This is a genomic window from Streptomyces glaucescens, assembly GCF_002154375.1.
Taxonomy (GTDB): domain Bacteria; phylum Actinomycetota; class Actinomycetes; order Streptomycetales; family Streptomycetaceae; genus Streptomyces; species Streptomyces glaucescens.
Genome location: NZ_MUND01000379.1, coordinates 306 through 18,385 on the forward strand (window position 1 = coordinate 306; position 18,080 = coordinate 18,385).

General features: G+C 70.6%; 17 protein-coding genes and 1 pseudogene. 17 read left to right on the top strand and 1 reads right to left on the bottom strand.

Annotation, left to right across the window (positions count from 1 at the left end; translation table 11 throughout):
• From CCN42_RS44720 to nusB, 4 genes and pseudogenes are all read left to right on the top strand, one after another.
• Positions 1-479, top strand: a pseudogene (locus CCN42_RS44720) (AAA family ATPase); the annotation flags it as partial.
• 154 nt (positions 480-633) lie between these two features.
• Entirely contained in the window at positions 634-1,740 is a 1,107-nt protein-coding gene (locus tag CCN42_RS24135; protein WP_086170638.1) for an aminopeptidase P family protein, read from the top strand.
• 52 nt (positions 1,741-1,792) lie between these two features.
• Complete coding sequence (efp, locus tag CCN42_RS24140; RefSeq protein WP_043498973.1) at positions 1,793-2,359, top strand: elongation factor P; 567 nt, start codon at positions 1,793-1,795, stop codon at positions 2,357-2,359.
• Positions 2,360-2,361: 2 nt separating this feature from the next.
• Positions 2,362-2,796, top strand: coding sequence for a transcription antitermination factor NusB (gene nusB / locus CCN42_RS24145; RefSeq protein ID WP_086170637.1), 435 nt, complete (start codon positions 2,362-2,364; stop codon positions 2,794-2,796).
• A 298-nt stretch (positions 2,797-3,094) separates the two neighbouring features.
• Here nusB and bldD read toward each other — a convergent pair whose 3' ends face one another.
• The gene (gene bldD, locus CCN42_RS24150) at positions 3,095-3,598 is read right to left on the bottom strand and encodes a transcriptional regulator BldD (protein WP_010046440.1); all 504 of its coding nucleotides are present in this window, start codon (positions 3,596-3,598) and stop codon (positions 3,095-3,097) included.
• A gap of 288 nt (positions 3,599-3,886) precedes the next feature.
• Between bldD and pyrR the strand changes: the two genes are divergently transcribed.
• From pyrR to metK, 13 genes are all read left to right on the top strand, one after another.
• Positions 3,887-4,456, top strand: coding sequence for a bifunctional pyr operon transcriptional regulator/uracil phosphoribosyltransferase PyrR (gene pyrR, locus CCN42_RS24155; RefSeq protein ID WP_086170635.1), 570 nt, complete (start codon positions 3,887-3,889; stop codon positions 4,454-4,456).
• Between the two features lie 99 nt (positions 4,457-4,555).
• The gene (locus tag CCN42_RS24160; protein WP_086738755.1) at positions 4,556-5,536 is read left to right on the top strand and encodes an aspartate carbamoyltransferase catalytic subunit; all 981 of its coding nucleotides are present in this window, start codon (positions 4,556-4,558) and stop codon (positions 5,534-5,536) included.
• A gap of 4 nt (positions 5,537-5,540) precedes the next feature.
• The gene (locus tag CCN42_RS24165) at positions 5,541-6,827 is read left to right on the top strand and encodes a dihydroorotase (protein ID WP_086738757.1); all 1,287 of its coding nucleotides are present in this window, start codon (positions 5,541-5,543) and stop codon (positions 6,825-6,827) included.
• Positions 6,824-7,393, top strand: a complete 570-nt coding sequence (locus tag CCN42_RS24170) for a PH-like domain-containing protein (RefSeq protein ID WP_086170632.1) — start codon at positions 6,824-6,826, stop codon at positions 7,391-7,393. The genes CCN42_RS24165 and CCN42_RS24170 overlap by 4 nt, the downstream gene beginning before the upstream one ends.
• Entirely contained in the window at positions 7,390-8,532 is a 1,143-nt protein-coding gene (carA, locus tag CCN42_RS24175) for a glutamine-hydrolyzing carbamoyl-phosphate synthase small subunit (RefSeq protein WP_086738758.1), read from the top strand. Before CCN42_RS24170 ends, carA begins: the two co-directional genes overlap by 4 nt.
• Positions 8,525-11,833 (top strand): carbamoyl-phosphate synthase large subunit, encoded by a 3,309-nt coding sequence (gene carB / locus CCN42_RS24180; protein ID WP_086738760.1) that lies wholly within the window; start codon positions 8,525-8,527, stop codon positions 11,831-11,833. The genes carA and carB overlap by 8 nt, the downstream gene beginning before the upstream one ends.
• 77 nt (positions 11,834-11,910) lie before the next feature.
• On the top strand, positions 11,911-13,017 hold the full coding sequence (locus CCN42_RS24185; RefSeq protein ID WP_086738762.1) for a quinone-dependent dihydroorotate dehydrogenase: 1,107 nt from the start codon (positions 11,911-11,913) through the stop codon (positions 13,015-13,017).
• A gap of 5 nt (positions 13,018-13,022) precedes the next feature.
• Positions 13,023-13,877 carry an orotidine-5'-phosphate decarboxylase gene (gene pyrF, locus CCN42_RS24190; protein ID WP_169731515.1) on the top strand — a complete coding sequence of 285 codons (855 nt, stop codon included), beginning with the start codon at positions 13,023-13,025 and terminating at the stop codon, positions 13,875-13,877.
• A gap of 253 nt (positions 13,878-14,130) precedes the next feature.
• Complete coding sequence (locus CCN42_RS24195) at positions 14,131-14,454, top strand: integration host factor (protein WP_003977346.1); 324 nt, start codon at positions 14,131-14,133, stop codon at positions 14,452-14,454.
• 58 nt (positions 14,455-14,512) lie between these two features.
• Positions 14,513-15,070 (top strand): guanylate kinase, encoded by a 558-nt coding sequence (gene gmk / locus CCN42_RS24200; protein ID WP_086170628.1) that lies wholly within the window; start codon positions 14,513-14,515, stop codon positions 15,068-15,070.
• 66 nt (positions 15,071-15,136) lie between these two features.
• Positions 15,137-15,409 carry a DNA-directed RNA polymerase subunit omega gene (gene rpoZ, locus CCN42_RS24205; RefSeq protein WP_004933985.1) on the top strand — a complete coding sequence of 91 codons (273 nt, stop codon included), beginning with the start codon at positions 15,137-15,139 and terminating at the stop codon, positions 15,407-15,409.
• 114 nt (positions 15,410-15,523) lie between these two features.
• The gene (gene coaBC, locus CCN42_RS24210; RefSeq protein ID WP_107427637.1) at positions 15,524-16,726 is read left to right on the top strand and encodes a bifunctional phosphopantothenoylcysteine decarboxylase/phosphopantothenate--cysteine ligase CoaBC; all 1,203 of its coding nucleotides are present in this window, start codon (positions 15,524-15,526) and stop codon (positions 16,724-16,726) included.
• Positions 16,727-17,000: 274 nt separating this feature from the next.
• Positions 17,001-18,080, top strand: a 1,080-nt coding sequence (gene metK, locus CCN42_RS24215; protein WP_086738766.1) for a methionine adenosyltransferase, incomplete at its 3' end; no start/stop codon positions are given.

Below are 18,080 nucleotides of genomic sequence, written 5' to 3' on the forward strand. Positions count from 1 at the left end.
GCCGGGTGCCCACCGCCCACATCAGCCTGGACGACGTCCGCGAGTGGGTCCGCTCCGGCTTCGCCGACCCGCAGTCCGGGTGGAACGACAATTCGGAGGCGCAGTACCGGCTGGCCCGCCGCACCTGCGGTTTCGCCGCGCGGAACTTCCTGGCCAACGGCATCTCCTGCATCCTCGACGACGCCGTCTTCCCCGACCGGCCGGTGGTCGGCCTCGGCGGCTGGAAGCGGCACGTCGGCCCCGGGCTGCTCCCCGTCGTCCTCCTCCCGGGCCTCGACATCGTCCTGGAGCGCAACGCCGAGCGCACCGGCAACCGCCGCCTCACCGACGAGGAGGTCGCCCGCATCCACGGCCGCATGGCCGGCTGGTACGGCTCGGGCCTGCCGATCATCGACAATTCCCAGCTCGACGTGCCCGGCACGGCCCGCGTCCTGGACGAGGTCCTGGCGAGAGCGATCGCGAGTCCGCCCAAATGGTGAAGCCGGGGGACCGAACCGGCCTCAGGGGTGTGGGGGAGCTGCGCGGACGGCCCCCGCGGCGCCGCACCCGGCACACGACCATTCGCAGCACGCGCTAGCCCGAACGGCACCTCCCCAACCGGCACGATTCGCCCACGGCTCCTACGCTCGTGTCATGTCAGAGGTGTACGCGACCCGCCGTATGCGAGTACGGGAACGCTGCAACGCGGCCGGCGCAGCGGCAGCGCTCGTCTCCCGTCCCGCCAACGTGCGCTACCTCGCGGGCGCGGCACCCCACGGTGCCGTACTGCTGCTGGGCAAGCGCGAAGACCTGCTGGTGTGCGCAGGCCCCCCCGACGACCGCCCCACCGAAGGACGCCCCGACGAGGCGCTGCGGGTGCACGCCCTGCCCCGTTCCGGGGGTGATCCGGCCGTCGCCGCCGCCGACCTCGCCACGGGCCAGGGCGCCGACTCCCTGGCCGTCGAGGAACACCACCTCACCGTCGCCCGGCACCGGGCCATCGGATCGGTCGTGCCGCGGCTGCGGCTGGCCGACCTGGGCGGCGCGGTCGAGCAGCTGAGGGTGGTGAAGGACGAGGAGGAGATCTCCTGCCTGCGGATCGGCGCGGAGATCGCCGACCAGGCCCTCGGCGAACTGCTCGAATCCATCCTGGTCGGGCGCACCGAACGCCACCTCGCCCTGGAACTCGAGCGGCGCCTGGTCGACCACGGCGCCGACGGCCCCGCCTTCCCCACCTCCGTCGGCACCGGCCCCCACTCCGGCCGCCGCGGACACCGGCCCACGGACCGGCGGGTGGAGGAGGGCGACTTCCTCTCCGTGTGCCTGGGCGCCACCTACCGCGGCTACCGGTGCGAGATCGGCCGTACCTTCGTCATCGGGACCTCGCCCGCGGACTGGCAGATCGAGCTGTACGACGTGGTCTTCGCCGCCCAGCGGGCCGGACGGGAGAGCCTGGCGCCCGGCGCCGCCTGCCGTGACGTGGACCGGGCGGCCCGGCAGGTGCTGGACTCCGCGGGGCACGGGGAAGGCCTGCCTCCGCTGACCGGGCACGGCGTGGGACTCGAAATCGACGAGGACCCGCAGTTGGCTCCCGCGGCCATGGGTAAACTGGACGCTTGCGTGCCGGTCACCGTCGAACCCGGGGTCCACCTCCCGGGCCGGGGCGGCGTCCGGATCGATGACACGCTCGTCGTCCGCCCCGAGGCGGACGGCGGACCCGAGCTACTCACCATTACGACCAAGGAGCTGCTCGCACTATAGGCAGGTGCGTGCCCCCGGGGTCGTCCACGTCAGTCCAGGAGATTCCGCAACCGTGGCTTCCACGAACGACCTCAAGAACGGCATGGTGCTCAAGCTCGAAGGCGGCCAGCTCTGGTCCGTCGTCGAGTTCCAGCACGTCAAGCCCGGCAAGGGCCCGGCCTTCGTGCGCACCAAGCTCAAGAACGTGCTCTCCGGCAAGGTCGTCGACAAGACCTTCAACGCCGGTGTCAAGGTCGAGACGGCCACTGTCGACAAGCGCGACATGCAGTTCTCGTACATGGACGGCGAGTACTTCGTCTTCATGGACATGGAGACCTACGACCAGCTCATGGTCGACCGCAAGGCCGTGGGCGACGCCGCCAACTTCCTGATCGAGGGCTTCACGGCCACCGTGGCCCAGCACGAGGGCGAGGTGCTCTTCGTCGAGCTGCCGGCCGCCGTCGAGCTGACGGTCCAGGAGACCGAGCCGGGCGTCCAGGGCGACCGCTCCACCGGTGGCACCAAGCCCGCGACCCTGGAGACCGGCCACCAGATCCAGGTTCCGCTCTTCATCACCACCGGTGAGAAGATCAAGGTCGACACCCGCACCAGCGACTACCTCGGCCGGGTGAACAGCTAACCGTGGCCGCCCGCAACACGGCCCGCAAGCGCGCCTTCCAGATCCTCTTCGAGGGCGACCAGCGCGGCGCCGACGTCCTGACGGTGCTCGCGGACTGGGTCCGGCTCTCCCGGGCCGACACCCGGCAGCCGCCGGTGAGCGAGTACACGATGCAGCTGGTCGAGGGCTACGCGCAGCACGCGAAGCGGATCGACGAGCTGATCTCGCAGTACTCGGTCGGCTGGACGCTCGACCGGATGCCGGTCGTCGACCGCAACATCCTGCGTCTCGGCGCCTACGAGCTGATCTGGGTCGACGAGACCCCGGACGCCGTCGTCCTCGACGAGATGGTGCAGCTGGCCAAGGAGTTCTCCACGGACGAGTCGCCCTCGTTCGTCAACGGCCTGCTCGGCCGGCTGAAGGAGCTCAAGCCTTCGCTGCGCCGCGACGAAGCCTGAGCGACGCCAAGACGCCCGAGGGCCCGCAGCACATCCGCTGCGGGCCCTCGGGCGTCTTCTCGTACGTCTGTCCGGTGCGCCCGGCACCAGGGAGGCCTACGGGGCCCTGGAGGCCCGTAGGCGGGCTCCGGGGGCCCGTTACGGACGCTCTGGAGGCCCGCCATGACGTTCTGGAGCCCGCCGCGGGCCGTGGAGGCTCGTGGACGTCCGCGGAAAAGCCCGCCGGGGTGGCCGGAACCCCTCGGTTCCGGCCACCCCGGCGGCACGTTTCTGCTGATGTCTGCCCGCGGCGGAGCGCTCAGCCCTCCTCGTGCGTGGCGACGGCGCGACGCGCGTCCGCGTCCAGCACGCCCCAGCTGATCAGCTGCTCGGTGAGGACCGAGGGCGACTGGTCGTAGATGACGGCGAGTGTGCGCAGGTCGTCCTGGCGGATGGAGAGCACCTTGCCGTTGTAGTCACCGCGCTGGGACTGGATCGTCGCCGCGTAGCGCTGCAGCGGGCCCGCCTTCTCGGCCGGCACGGTGGCCAGCCGCTCCAGGTCCAGGACCAGCTTCGGCGGCGGCTCGGCGGCGCCGCCCGGGGTGGTGCCCGGAAGCAGCTCCTGCACGGGGACGCCGTAGAAATCCGCCAGCTCGGCGAGGCGCTGCACGGTCACGGCGCGGTCGCCGCGCTCGTAGGAACCGACCACCACGGCCTTCCAGCGTCCCTGGGACTTCTCCTCGACACCGTGGAGGGAAAGGCCCTGCTGGGTGCGGATGGCCCGGAGCTTGGCCCCGAGCTGTTTGGCGTATTCGCTGGACATATAGCTCCCCGGACACTGTGTCGACGCGACTGGCGTGGGTCCATGCCGCGCAGTTGGTAACTCACTGTGAGGTTACGCAGCGTGACTCTCCTGCGTCAAGCCGAATGGTCCACACCGACTCTTCCGTGGTATCGGCACCCGGTTGGGCCGAATGGGTGGTCTCGCGGGTGGTGGAAGGGTGATCGAGGGGGTGCGTCGGGGTGTCGCCGAGGCCTGCTACGGTGGATGGCGCAATCCCGACGTCCTTTAAGGTCCGTCCCGTGAGGCGGAGAAGGAGGTCCGTTTCGTATGGACACGCACGCCCACGCGCAAGCGTCCGATGCGAGGCCCGTTCTCGAGGGCCCCGACATCGCGCGGGTACTGACCCGCATCGCCCACGAGATCGTCGAGCGCGCCAAGGGCGCCGACGACGTGGTGCTCCTCGGCATCCCGACCCGGGGGGTCTTCCTCGCCCAGCGGCTCGCCGCGAAGCTCGAGCAGATCACCGAGCGCAGGATCCCGTGCGGCTCGCTCGACATCACCATGTACCGCGACGACCTGCGCATGCATCCGCCGCGCACGCTGGCCCGCACCGAGATCCCCGGTGACGGCATCGACGGCAAGCTGGTCGTCCTCGTCGACGACGTGCTCTTCTCCGGCCGCACCATCCGCGCCGCCCTCGACGCGCTGAACGACATCGGGCGGCCCCGCGCGGTGCAGCTCGCGGTCCTCGTCGACCGCGGCCACCGCGAACTGCCCATCCGCGCCGACTACGTCGGCAAGAACCTCCCCACGTCGCTGCGGGAGACGGTCAAGGTCCAGCTCGCCGAGGAGGACGGTCGCGACACCGTGCTGCTCGGCGCGAAGGCCGACCAGTAGCAAACCGGGCGTACGGCCCGCTTCGGCGTGCCCACGCATGCAGGCATGCACCGGCCTGCCCGGAACCTCCCGAATGAACTGCCTTACGGAGCCTGACAGATGCAGCGTCATCTCATCTCGGCCGCCGACCTCACCCGCGACGACGCCGTCCTGATCCTCGACACCGCCGAGGAGATGGCCCGGGTCGCGGACCGGCCGATCAAGAAACTGCCGACCCTGCGCGGCCGCACGATCGTCAACCTCTTCTTCGAGGACTCCACCCGCACCCGGATCTCCTTCGAGGCCGCCGAGAAGCGGCTCTCCGCGGACGTGATCAACTTCTCCGCCAAGGGCTCCAGCGTGTCCAAGGGCGAGTCCCTGAAGGACACCGCCCAGACCCTGGAGGCCATGGGCGTCGACGCGGTCGTCATCCGGCACTCCGCATCCGGCGCGCCGTACCGCCTCGCCAACTCCGGCTGGATCGACGCGGCCGTGATCAACGCCGGCGACGGCACCCACCAGCACCCCACCCAGGCCCTGCTCGACGCCTTCACCATGCGCCGCCGGCTGGTCGGCAGGGACGCCGGGCTCGGCCAGGACCTGGCCGGCAGGCGCATCACCATCGTCGGCGACGTCCTGCACAGCCGGGTCGCCCGCTCCAACGTCGACCTGCTGCACACCCTCGGCGCCGAGGTCACCCTGGTCGCCCCGCCGACCCTGCTGCCGGTCGGCATCGAGACCTGGCCCTGCGAGGTCGCCTACGACCTGGACAGCACCCTGCCCAAGTCGGACGCGGTGATGATGCTGCGCGTGCAGCGCGAGCGGATGAACGCCGCGTTCTTCCCGACCGAGCGCGAGTACTCGCGGCGCTACGGCCTCGACGGGCACCGCATGGCGAAGATGCCCGAGCACGCCATCGTGATGCACCCCGGGCCCATGGTCCGCGGCATGGAGATCACCGCCGAGGTTGCCGACTCCGACCGCTGCACCGTCGTCGAGCAGGTCGCCAACGGCGTCTCCATCCGGATGGCCGTCCTCTACCTGCTGCTGGGCGGCAACGAGCCCGCCGTCACCCACGCCCGTACCACCGAGGAGAAGTAAGACGATGAGCAAGATCCTGATCCGTGGTGCGAGGGTCCTCGGCGGCGAGGCGCGGGACGTCCTGATCGACGGCGAGACCATCGCCGAGGTCGGCACCGGACTGTCCGCCGACGGCGCCGAGGTCGTCGAGGCGCACGGCAAGGTGCTGCTGCCGGGCCTGGTCGACCTGCACACCCATCTGCGCGAGCCCGGCCGCGAGGACTCCGAGACGGTCCTCACCGGCACCCGCGCGGCGGCCTCCGGCGGCTACACCAACGTGTTCGCCATGGCCAACACCTTCCCGGTGGCCGACACCGCCGGTGTCGTCGAGCAGGTGTGGCGGCTCGGCAAGGAGTCCGGCTACTGCGACGTGCAGCCCATCGGCGCCGTCACCGTCGGCCTGGAGGGCAGCAAGCTCGCCGAGCTGGGCGCCATGCACGAGTCGGCGGCCGGCGTGACGGTCTTCTCCGACGACGGCAAGTGCGTGCACGACGCGGTGATCATGCGCCGGGCGCTGGAGTACGTGAAGGCCTTCGGCGGCGTCATCGCCCAGCATGCGCAGGAGCCGCGGCTCACCGAGGGCGCCCAGATGAACGAGGGCGTCGTCTCCGCCGAGCTGGGCCTGGGCGGCTGGCCCGCGGTGGCCGAGGAGTCGATCATCGCCCGGGACGTGCTGCTCGCCGAGCACGTCGGCTCCCGCGTGCACATCTGCCACCTGTCGACCGCCGGGTCCGTGGAGATCGTCCGCTGGGCCAAGTCCCGCGGCATCCAGGTCACCGCCGAGGTCACCCCGCACCACCTGCTCCTCACCGACGAACTGGTGCGCAGCTACAACCCCGTCTACAAGGTCAACCCTCCGCTGCGCACCGAGCGCGACGTGATGGCCCTGCGCGAGGCGCTGGCCGACGGCACGATCGACATCGTCGCCACCGACCACGCCCCGCACCCGCACGAGGACAAGGACTGCGAGTGGGCCGCCGCCGCCATGGGCATGGTCGGCCTGGAGACCGCGCTGTCAGTGGTCCAGGCGACCATGGTGGACACGGGCCTGCTGGACTGGGCCGGCGTCGCCGACCGGATGTCCGTCAAGCCCGCTCAGATCGGACAGGCCACGGGCCACGGCCGTCCCGTCTCGGCTGGTGAGCCCGCCAACCTCACCCTGGTCGACACGGAATACCGTGGGCTCGTGGACCCCGCGGGCTTCGCCTCGCGCAGCCGGAACACCCCGTACGAGGGACGTGAGCTGCCGGGCCGTGTCACGCACACGTGGCTCCGGGGCAAGGCCACGCTCGTCGACGGGAAGCTCACGTGACACCTGTACTCCTGCTGGCCGCCGAGAAGGAATCGGCGGAAGTGACCGACTGGGCCGCCCGCCTCGGCTGGGTCGTCGGTCTCGCCCTCTTCGTCGCGCTCGTCTACTGGCTGATGCGCGAGGGCTGGAAATGGCGGGGCACCCTCCAGGGAGACCTGCCCGAGCTGCCCAGCGCGCCGGACGAGCCCGGCGAGGCGAGACTGACGATGAGCGGCCGCTACCACGGCTCCACCACCGCGGGGCAGTGGCTCGACCGCATCGTGGCGCACGGCCTGGGCACCCGCAGCCGAGCCGAGCTGACGCTCACCGACGCGGGCCTGGACGTCGTACGCCCCGGGGCGGCCGACTTCTTCGTCCCGGCCGCGGCGCTGCGCGAGGCCCGGCTCGACAAGGGCATCGCCGGAAAGGTGCTCACCGAGGGCGGACTGCTCATCGTGACCTGGGCACACGGCGGCAAACTGATCGACTCCGGCTTCCGCTCCGACCGCGCGGCCGAGCACAACGAGTGGGTCGACGTCATTAACTCCATGATCGAATCAACCACAAGGGAAGGCGCCGAACGATGACGACCTCCACCAGGGGAGCCAGCAAGGTTCCCGCCGTCCTCGTCCTGGAGGACGGCCGTATCTTCCGCGGCCGCGCCTATGGGGCCGTGGGGGAGACCTTCGGCGAGGCCGTCTTCTCCACCGGCATGACCGGCTACCAGGAGACCCTGACCGATCCGTCGTACCACCGCCAGGTCGTCGTGATGACCGCCCCGCACGTGGGCAACACCGGCGTCAACGACGAGGACATGGAGTCCAGGAGGATCTGGGTCTCCGGCTACGTGGTGCGCGACCCCGCGCGCGTGCCGTCCAACTGGCGCTCCCGGCGCACGCTGGACGAGGAGCTGGCCGCCCAGGGCGTCGTCGGCATCAGCGGGATCGACACCCGCGCCCTCACCCGTCACCTGCGCGAGCGCGGCGCCATGCGCGTCGGCATCTTCTCCGGCAACGCGCTGCCCGACGAGGGCACCATGATCGCCCAGGTGCGCCAGGCCCCCGAGATGACGGGCGCCGACCTCTCCGCCGAGGTCGCCACCAAGGAGGCGTACGTCGTCCCCGCGATCGGCGAGAAGAAGTTCACCGTCGCCGCGGTCGACCTCGGCATCAAAGGCATGACCCCGCACCGGATGGCCGAGCGCGGCATCGAGGTGCACGTGCTGCCCGCCACGGCGAGCGTCGACGAGGTGTACGCCGTCGATCCCGACGGCGTGTTCTTCTCCAACGGCCCCGGCGACCCGGCCACCGCCGACCACCCGGTCGCCGTGATGCAGGCCGTCCTGGAACGCGGCACCCCGCTGTTCGGCATCTGCTTCGGCAACCAGATCCTGGGCCGCGCCCTCGGCTTCGGCACCTACAAGCTGAAGTACGGCCACCGCGGCATCAACCAGCCGGTGCAGGACCGTACGACCGGCAAGGTCGAGGTCACCGCGCACAACCACGGCTTCGCCGTCGACGCCCCGCTCGACAAGGTCTCCGAGACCCCCTTCGGCCGCGCCGAGGTCTCCCACGTCTGCCTCAACGACAACGTGGTGGAGGGCCTCCAGCTCCTCGACAAGCCGGCCTTCAGCGTCCAGTACCACCCCGAAGCGGCAGCCGGCCCGCACGACGCCGCCTACCTGTTCGACCGCTTCGTTTCCCTGATGGAGGGCCAGCGTGCCTAAGCGCACCGATATCCAGTCCGTCCTGGTCATCGGCTCCGGCCCGATCGTCATCGGCCAGGCCGCCGAGTTCGACTACTCCGGCACCCAGGCGTGCCGGGTCCTGAAGGCCGAGGGCCTGCGGGTCATCCTCGTGAACTCCAACCCGGCGACGATCATGACCGACCCGGAGATCGCCGACGCCACCTACGTCGAGCCGATCACCCCCGAGTTCGTCGAGAAGATCATCGCCAAGGAGCGCCCCGACGCCCTGCTGCCCACCCTGGGCGGCCAGACCGCGCTCAACACCGCCATCTCGCTGCACGAGAACGGCGTGCTGGAGAAGTACGGCGTCGAGCTGATCGGCGCCAACGTCGAGGCCATCCACAAGGGCGAGGACCGCGACCAGTTCAAGCTCGTCGTGGAGGAGGTCCGCAAGAAGATCGGGCACGGCGAGTCCGCCCGCTCGGTCATCTGCCACTCCATGGAGGACGTCCTCGCGGGCGTCGAGGAGCTCGGCGGCTACCCGGTCGTCGTCCGCCCGTCCTTCACCATGGGCGGCGCCGGCTCCGGCTTCGCGCACGACGAGGAGGAGCTGCGCCGCATCGCCGGCCAGGGCCTCACGCTCTCCCCGACCACCGAGGTGCTCCTGGAGGAGTCCATCCTCGGCTGGAAGGAGTACGAGCTGGAGCTGATGCGCGACAAGAACGACAACGTCGTGGTCGTCTGCTCCATCGAGAACTTCGACCCCATGGGCGTGCACACCGGCGACTCCATCACCGTCGCCCCCGCGATGACCCTCACCGACCGCGAGTACCAGGTGCTGCGCGACATCGGCATCGCCGTCATCCGCGAGGTCGGCGTCGACACCGGCGGCTGCAACATCCAGTTCGCGGTCAACCCCGAGGACGGCCGGGTCATCGTCATCGAGATGAACCCGCGCGTGTCCCGCTCCTCGGCGCTCGCCTCCAAGGCGACCGGCTTCCCGATCGCCAAGATCGCCGCCAAGCTGGCCGTCGGCTACACCCTCGACGAGATCCCGAACGACATCACGCAGGAGACCCCGGCCTCCTTCGAGCCGACCCTCGACTACGTGGTCGTCAAGGCCCCGCGCTTCGCCTTCGAGAAGTTCCCGTCCGCCGACTCCACCCTCACCACGACCATGAAGTCGGTCGGCGAGGCCATGGCCATCGGCCGCAACTTCACCGAGGCGTTCCAGAAGGCGCTGCGCTCCCTGGAGAAGAAGGGCAGCCAGTTCACCTTCGTCGGCGAGCCGGGCGACAAGGAGCAGCTGCTGCGCGACGCCGTCCGTCCCACCGACGGCCGGATCAACACGGTCATGCAGGCCATCCGCGCGGGCGCCACGCCCGAGGAGGTCTTCGAGTACACCCGCATCGACCCGTGGTTCGTCGACCAGCTCTTCCTCATCAAGGAGATCGCCGACGAGATCGCCGAGGCCCCCGAGCTGACCCGCGAGCTGCTGGCCGAGGCCAAGCGGCACGGTTTCTCCGACCAGCAGATCGCCGGGATCCGCGGCCTGCGCGAGGACGTCGTCCGCGAGGTCCGGCACGCCCTCGGCGTCCGCCCGGTCTACAAGACGGTCGACACCTGCGCCGCCGAGTTCGCCGCCAGGACGCCGTACTTCTACTCCTCCTACGACGAGGAGACCGAGGTCGCGCCGCGCGAGAAGCCGGCTGTCATCATCCTGGGCTCCGGCCCGAACCGCATCGGCCAGGGCATCGAGTTCGACTACTCCTGCGTCCACGCCTCCTTCGCGCTCAGCGACGCCGGGTACGAGACGGTGATGGTCAACTGCAACCCGGAGACCGTCTCCACGGACTACGACACCTCCGACCGCCTGTACTTCGAGCCGCTGACGCTGGAGGACGTGCTGGAGATCGTCCACGCCGAGCAGCAGGCCGGGCCGGTCGCGGGCGTCGTCGTCCAGCTCGGCGGCCAGACCCCGCTCGGTCTGTCGCAGGCGCTCAAGGACAACGGCGTGCCGATCGTCGGCACCTCCCCGGAGGCCATCCACGCCGCCGAGGACCGCGGCGCCTTCGGCCGCGTCCTGAAGGAGGCCGGCCTGCCGGCCCCCAAGCACGGCACCGCCACCACCTTCGCCGAGGCCAAGGCCATCGCCGACGAGATCGGCTACCCGGTCCTCGTCCGGCCGTCGTACGTCCTCGGCGGACGCGGCATGGAGATCGTCTACGACGAGACCCGGCTGGAGTCGTACATCGCCGAGTCGACCGAGATCAGCCCCACCCGGCCGGTCCTCGTCGACCGCTTCCTCGACGACGCCATCGAGATCGACGTGGACGCGCTCTACGACGGTGAGGAGCTGTACCTCGGCGGCGTCATGGAGCACATCGAGGAGGCCGGCATCCACTCCGGCGACTCGGCGTGCGCCCTGCCCCCGATCACCCTCGGCGGCTTCGACATCAAGCGGCTGCGCGCCTCCACCGAGGCCATCGCCAAGGGTGTCGGCGTGCGCGGCCTGATCAACATCCAGTTCGCCATGGCCGGCGACATCCTCTACGTCCTGGAGGCCAACCCGCGCGCCTCGCGTACGGTGCCCTTCACCTCCAAGGCGACCGCGGTGCCGCTGGCCAAGGCCGCCGCCCGCATCTCGCTCGGCGCGACCATCGCCGAGCTGCGCGAGGAGGGTCTGCTGCCCAGGCAGGGCGACGGCGGCGAGCTGCCGCTCGACGCGCCGATCTCCGTCAAGGAGGCCGTCATGCCGTGGTCCCGCTTCCGGGACATCCACGGCCGCGGCGTCGACACCGTCCTCGGCCCGGAGATGCGCTCCACCGGCGAGGTCATGGGCATCGACTCGGTCTTCGGCACCGCGTACGCCAAGTCGCAGGCCGGCGCCTACGGCCCGCTGCCCACCAAGGGCCGCGCGTTCATCTCCGTCGCCAACCGCGACAAGCGCTCGATGATCTTCCCGGCCCGCGAGCTGGTCGCCCACGGCTTCGAGCTGCTGGCCACCTCCGGCACCGCCGAGGTCCTCAAGCGCAACGGCATCAACGCCACCGTGGTGCGCAAGCAGTCCGAGGGCGTGGGTCCGAACGGCGAGAAGACCATCGTCCAGCTCATCCACGACGGCGAGGTCGACCTCATCGTCAACACCCCGTACGGCACCGGCGGCCGCCTCGACGGCTACGAGATCCGTACGGCGGCCGTGGCCCGGTCCGTGCCGTGCCTGACGACGGTGCAGGCGCTCGCCGCCGCCGTCCAGGGCATCGACGCCCTGAACCACGGCGACGTGGGTGTGCGATCGCTCCAGGAACACGCGGAGTTCCTGACCGCGGCCCGCGACTAGCAGCCCTTGAGGGGGACACCGGAAACGGTGTCCCCCTCTTCATGAGGCTCGTCCCCGAGCTTCTCCCTGAGGACACCATGTACAAGATCTTCTTCAACCTCGTCTTCAAGCGGATGGACCCGGAGCAGGCACACCACCTCGCCTTCCGGTGGATCCGCCTGGCCGTGCGCGTCCCCGTGCTGCGCACCTTCGTCGCGGCCGTGCTCGCGCCCCGGTACAAGGAGCTGCGCACCGAGGCCCTCGGCCTGCGCATGCACGGCCCGTTCGGGCTCGCCGCCGGCTTCGACAAGAACGCCGTCGCCATCGACGGCATGGCGATGCTCGGCTTCGACCACGTCGAGATCGGCACCGTGACCGGGGAGGCGCAGCCCGGCAACCCCAAGAAGCGGCTGTTCCGCCTGGTCGCCGACCGCGCCCTGATCAACCGCATGGGCTTCAACAACGAGGGCTCCCTCGCCGTCGCCGCCCGTCTGGCCTCCCGCACGCCGGTCTTCAGGACCGTCGTCGGCGTGAACATTGGCAAGACGAAGGTGGTTCCGGAGGAGGAGGCCGTCCTCGACTACGTGAAGTCCGCCGAGCGGCTGGCGCCGTACGCCGACTACCTGGTCGTGAACGTCTCGTCGCCCAACACGCCCGGGCTGCGCAACCTCCAGGCCACCGAGGCGCTGCGCCCGCTGCTGACCGCCGTGCGCGAGGCCGCCGACCGTACGGTCACCACCCGGCGCGTCCCGCTGCTCGTGAAGATCGCCCCCGACCTCGCCGACGAGGACATCGACGCGGTCGCCGACCTCGCCGTGGAACTCGGCCTGGACGGAATCATCGCCACGAACACCACCATCGCGCGCGAGGGCCTGGGCCTGACCTCCGAACCCTCCCTGGTCAAGGAGACCGGCGGCCTGTCCGGGGCGCCCCTGAAGGCCCGCTCCCTCCAGGTGCTGCGCCGCCTCTACGCGCGCGTGGGCGACCGGATCACCCTGGTCGGCGTCGGCGGCATCGAGAACGCCGAGGACGCCTGGCAGCGCATCCTGGCCGGCGCCACCCTGGTCCAGGGCTACAGCGCCTTCATCTACGAGGGGCCCTTCTGGGGCCGCGCCGTCCACAAGGGCCTCGCCGCGCGGCTGCGCCAGAGCCCGCACGCCACCCTCGCCGACGCGGTCGGCGCCGATGTGAGGAAGTCCCCATGACCGGCATGAGCCCCCTGGAACCCTTCGGTGCCCGGCTGCGCCGTGCCATGGACGACCGCGGCCCGCTGTGTGTCGGCATCGACCCGCACGCCTCGCTGCTCGCCGAGTGGGGCCTGAACGACGACGTGGCGGGCCTGGAGCGGTTCAGCCGCACGGTCGTCGAGGCGATGGCCGACCGGGTCGCCGTGCTCAAGCCGCAGAGCGCGTTCTTCGAGCGTTTCGGCTCGCGCGGTGTCGCGGTCCTGGAGAAGGCCGTCGAGGAGGCCCGCGCGGCCGGCGCGCTGGTCGTCATGGACGCCAAGCGCGGCGACATCGGCTCCACCATGGCCGCCTACGCCGAGTCCTTCCTGCACCAGGACGCCCCGCTGTTCTCCGACGCGCTGACCGTCTCGCCGTACCTCGGCTACGGCTCCCTGAAGCCCGCGGTCGAGCTGGCCCGGGAGAACGGCGCCGGACTCTTCGTGCTGGCACTGACCTCCAACCCGGAGGGCGGCGAGGTCCAGCACGCGGTGCGCACCGGGGATCCGGACGGGCGGAACGTCGGCGCCACGATGCTCGCCCACCTCGCGGCCGAGAACGCGGGCGCGCAGCCGCTGGGCTCCTTCGGGGCGGTCGTCGGCGCCACGCTGGGCGACCTGTCCTCGTACGACCTGGCGATCAACGGTCCGCTGCTGGCCCCCGGCATCGGCGCCCAGGGAGCCACCGCGGCCGACCTTCCCCGGGTCTTCGGACCCGCCGTGCGCAATGTGGTCCCGAACGTCAGCCGGGGTGTTCTGCGTCACGGTCCCGACGCCGGGGCACTGCGGGCGGCGGCCGACCGGTTCGCGGAGGAGATCCGGGCCGCGGTGACCTCGGTCTGAGGCCGTGGCGGAGTGTTCGAGGCCGGCCCGAGGCTGGATACATCCTCGAATCCAGGGCAGTATGTCTGAAATATCCGGTCCTGACAGAGGCTGACCAGGACTTTTCCGCTGTTCTCGCTGACTCCGGCGGACTTGACCGCTAGTCTCCGTCGAGAGGACGGGCAAGCGTGTTGCTCGTAACTCCCCAGGTGTGGGGCGACTAGGTTCCTCACCGGTCCGTATCCGACAGTTCGACATCCGAGGTGACGTAGGCGTGGCTCTTCCGCCCCTTACCCCCGAACAGCGCGCAGCCGCGCTCGAAAAGGCCGCCGCGGCTCGCCGGGAGCGGGCCGAGGTCAAGAATCGACTCAAGCACTCCGGCGCCTCCCTTCACGAGGTCATCAAGCAGGGCCAGGAGAACGACGTCATCGGCAAGATGAAGGTCTCCGCCCTCCTTGAGTCCCTGCCGGGCGTGGGCAAGGTCCGCGCCAAGCAGATCATGGAGCGACTCGGTATCTCCGAGAGCCGCCGCGTGCGTGGTCTCGGTTCCAACCAGATCGCCTCCCTCGAGCGCGAGTTCGGCAGCACCGGCTCCTGAACCCCGGCTCGCCCGGGCATGGTCCCGGGCACTCCGGGATTGCTGGAATAATCGCTGCATGAGTGAACGTCCGCGGCTGACCGTGCTCTCCGGACCCTCCGGGGTCGGCAAGAGCACGGTCGTCGCCCATATGCGCAAGGAACACCCCGAGGTCTGGCTCTCGGTGTCGGCGACGACCCGCAAGCCCCGCCCCGGTGAGCAGCACGGAGTCCACTACTTCTTCGTCACCGACGAGGAGATGGACAAGCTGATCGCCAACGGCGAGCTGCTGGAGTGGGCCGAGTTCGCCGGCAATCGCTACGGCACTCCGCGCGCGGCCGTGCTGGAGCGCCTGGAGGCGGGTGAGCCGGTCCTGCTGGAGATCGATCTCCAGGGGGCCCGGCAGGTCCGCGAGTCGATGCCCGAGGCCCAGCTGGTGTTCCTGGCTCCGCCCTCCTGGGAGGAGCTGGTGCGCAGGCTGACCGGCCGGGGCACCGAACCGCCCGAGGTGATCGAGCGCCGTCTGGAGGCGGCGAAGATCGAGCTGGCGGCCGAGCCGGAGTTCGACGAGACGCTGGTGAACACCTCCGTCCAGGACGTCGCGCGCGAGCTGCTAGCCTTGATGAACGTCGTGTGACCGGCTGCGCTCCCGCGGACCGGCATCATGCAGACTGAATCTTTCCCATCCATCGGAAGGTAGAGCGTGTCCTCTTCCATCTCCGCGCCCGAGGGCATCATCAACCCGCCGATCGACGAGCTCCTCGAGGCCACCGACTCGAAGTACAGCCTCGTGATCTACGCGGCCAAGCGGGCCCGCCAGATCAACGCGTACTACTCGCAGCTCGGCGAGGGTCTCCTCGAGTACGTCGGTCCCCTGGTCGACACGCACGTCCACGAGAAGCCGCTCTCGATCGCGCTGCGTGAGATCAACGCGGGGCTGCTGACCTCCGAGGCCGTCGAGGGCCCCGGTCAGTAAGTCATACGATCAGCTCACGGCTGACTTTTCCACAGGCCCGGCAGCACGTCTGCCGGGCCTGTGGTGTCTCATGGGGGGTGGTTGCACGTTTCCGAGGTTCGGGGAGAGACGACGGTGGACAAGCCGAAGGTCGTTCTGGGGGTCAGCGGCGGCATCGCCGCCTACAAGGCGTGTGAGCTGCTGCGCAGGCTCACCGAGTCCGGACACGACGTCCGGGTCGTGCCCACCGCCTCCGCCCTGCACTTCGTCGGCGCCGCCACCTGGTCCGCGCTCTCCGGCAACCCCGTCTCCACCCAGGTCTGGGACGACGTCCACGAGGTCCCGCACGTGCGCATCGGCCAGCGGGCCGACCTCGTCGTGGTCGCCCCGGCCACGGCCGACATGCTCGCCAAGGCCGCGCACGGCCTCGCCGACGACCTGCTGACCAACACCCTGCTCACCGCCCGCTGCCCGGTCGTCTTCGCCCCCGCGATGCACACCGAGATGTGGGAGCACCCGGCCACCCAGGAGAACGTGGCGACGCTGCGCCGCCGCGGCGCCGTCGTCATCGAGCCGGCCGTCGGCCGGCTCACCGGCGTCGACACGGGCAAGGGCCGGCTGCCCGATCCCGCCGAGATCTTCGAGGTCTGCCGCCGGGTCCTGGCCCGGGGCGTGCGGGAGCCCGACCTCGCGGGCCGGCACGTCGTGGTCAGCGCCGGCGGCACCCGCGAGCCACTGGACCCGGTGCGCTTCCTCGGCAACCGCTCCTCCGGCAAGCAGGGGTACGCCCTCGCCCGGACGGCCGCCGCGCGCGGCGCCCGGGTCACCCTGGTCGCCGCCAACACCGCCCTGCCGGACCCGGCCGGGGTGGACGTGGTCCCGGTCGGCACCGCCGTGCAGCTGCGCGAGGCCGTGCTCAAGGCCGCCGCGGACGCCGACGCCGTCGTGATGGCCGCCGCGGTCGCCGACTTCCGCCCGGCGACGTACGCGGCGGGGAAGATCAAGAAGCGGGACGGGCAGGAGCCCGCCCCGATCACGCTCGTCCGCAACCCCGACATCCTCGCCGAGATCTCCGCGGACCGCGCCCGCCCCGGCCAGGTGATCGTCGGCTTCGCCGCCGAGACCGACGACGTGCTGGCCAACGGCCGCAGAAAGCTCGAGCGCAAGGGCTGCGATCTGCTCGTGGTGAACGAGGTGGGGGAGCGCAAGACCTTCGGCGCGGAGGAGAACGAGGCCGTGGTGCTGGCCGCCGACGGCGGCGAGACCCCCGTTCCGCACGGCCCCAAGGAGGCGCTGGCCGACACGGTGTGGGACCTGGTCGCCGCCCGCCTGGGCTGACGGCCCCGCGCGCCGCCCCGCCACCTTCCGCACTCCCGGCGATACGCCCCGCCACCCCCTGTGCCCCGGGCAACAGGGGCGTGGCGCCCCTGGCCAAGGCCGCGGCACATTGGGCAGAATGCACCGTGCCGCAGGTCACAGGGCTCCCGAGAGGCGAGACAGGTGGTCCCGTGGCGGAGCGCGACCGATAAACTGTTCCAGGACGACGCCGGGCGCAGCCCCCGACCCGTCCACCAATGATCAGCCAGCAGCCGCTGCAACCACAGGGAGCGTTGTGTCCCGTCGCCTGTTCACTTCGGAGTCCGTGACCGAGGGTCACCCCGACAAGATCGCTGACCAGATCAGCGACACCATTCTCGACGCGCTGCTGCGCGAGGACCCGACCTCCCGGGTCGCCGTCGAGACCCTGATCACGACCGGCCTGGTGCACGTGGCCGGTGAGGTCACGACCAAGGCCTACGCGCCGATCCCGCAGCTCGTCCGGGACAAGATCCTCGAGATCGGCTACGACTCCTCGAAGAAGGGCTTCGACGGCGCCTCCTGCGGCGTGTCGGTGTCCATCGGCTCCCAGTCCCCGGACATCGCGCAGGGTGTCGACGCGGCCTACGAGGCCCGCGTCGAGGGTGACGAGGACGAGCTGGACCGGCAGGGCGCCGGCGACCAGGGCCTGATGTTCGGCTACGCGACGGACGAGACGCCGACGCTGATGCCGCTGCCGGTCTTCCTGGCGCACCGGCTGTCCAAGCGCCTGTCGGACGTGCGCAAGAACGGCACGATCCCCTACCTGCGCCCCGACGGCAAGACGCAGGTCACCATCGAGTACGACGGCGACAAGGCGGTCCGCCTCGACACCGTCGTGGTCTCCTCCCAGCACGCCTCGGACATCGACCTGGACTCGCTGCTCGCCCCCGACATCCGCGAGTTCGTCGTCGAGCCGGAGCTGAAGGCGCTGCTCGACGAGGGCATCAAGCTGGACACCGAGGGCTACCGTCTGCTGGTGAACCCGACCGGCCGTTTCGAGATCGGCGGCCCGATGGGTGACGCCGGCCTGACCGGCCGCAAGATCATCATCGACACCTACGGCGGCATGGCCCGTCACGGCGGCGGCGCGTTCTCCGGCAAGGACCCGTCCAAGGTCGACCGCTCGGCGGCGTACGCGATGCGCTGGGTCGCCAAGAACGTGGTCGCCGCCGGCCTGGCCGCCCGCTGTGAGGTCCAGGTCGCCTACGCCATCGGCAAGGCCGAGCCGGTCGGCCTGTTCGTGGAGACCTTCGGCACCGCGAAGATCGACGCCGAGAAGATCGAGAAGGCGATCGAAGAGGTCTTCGACCTCCGCCCGGCCGCCATCATCCGC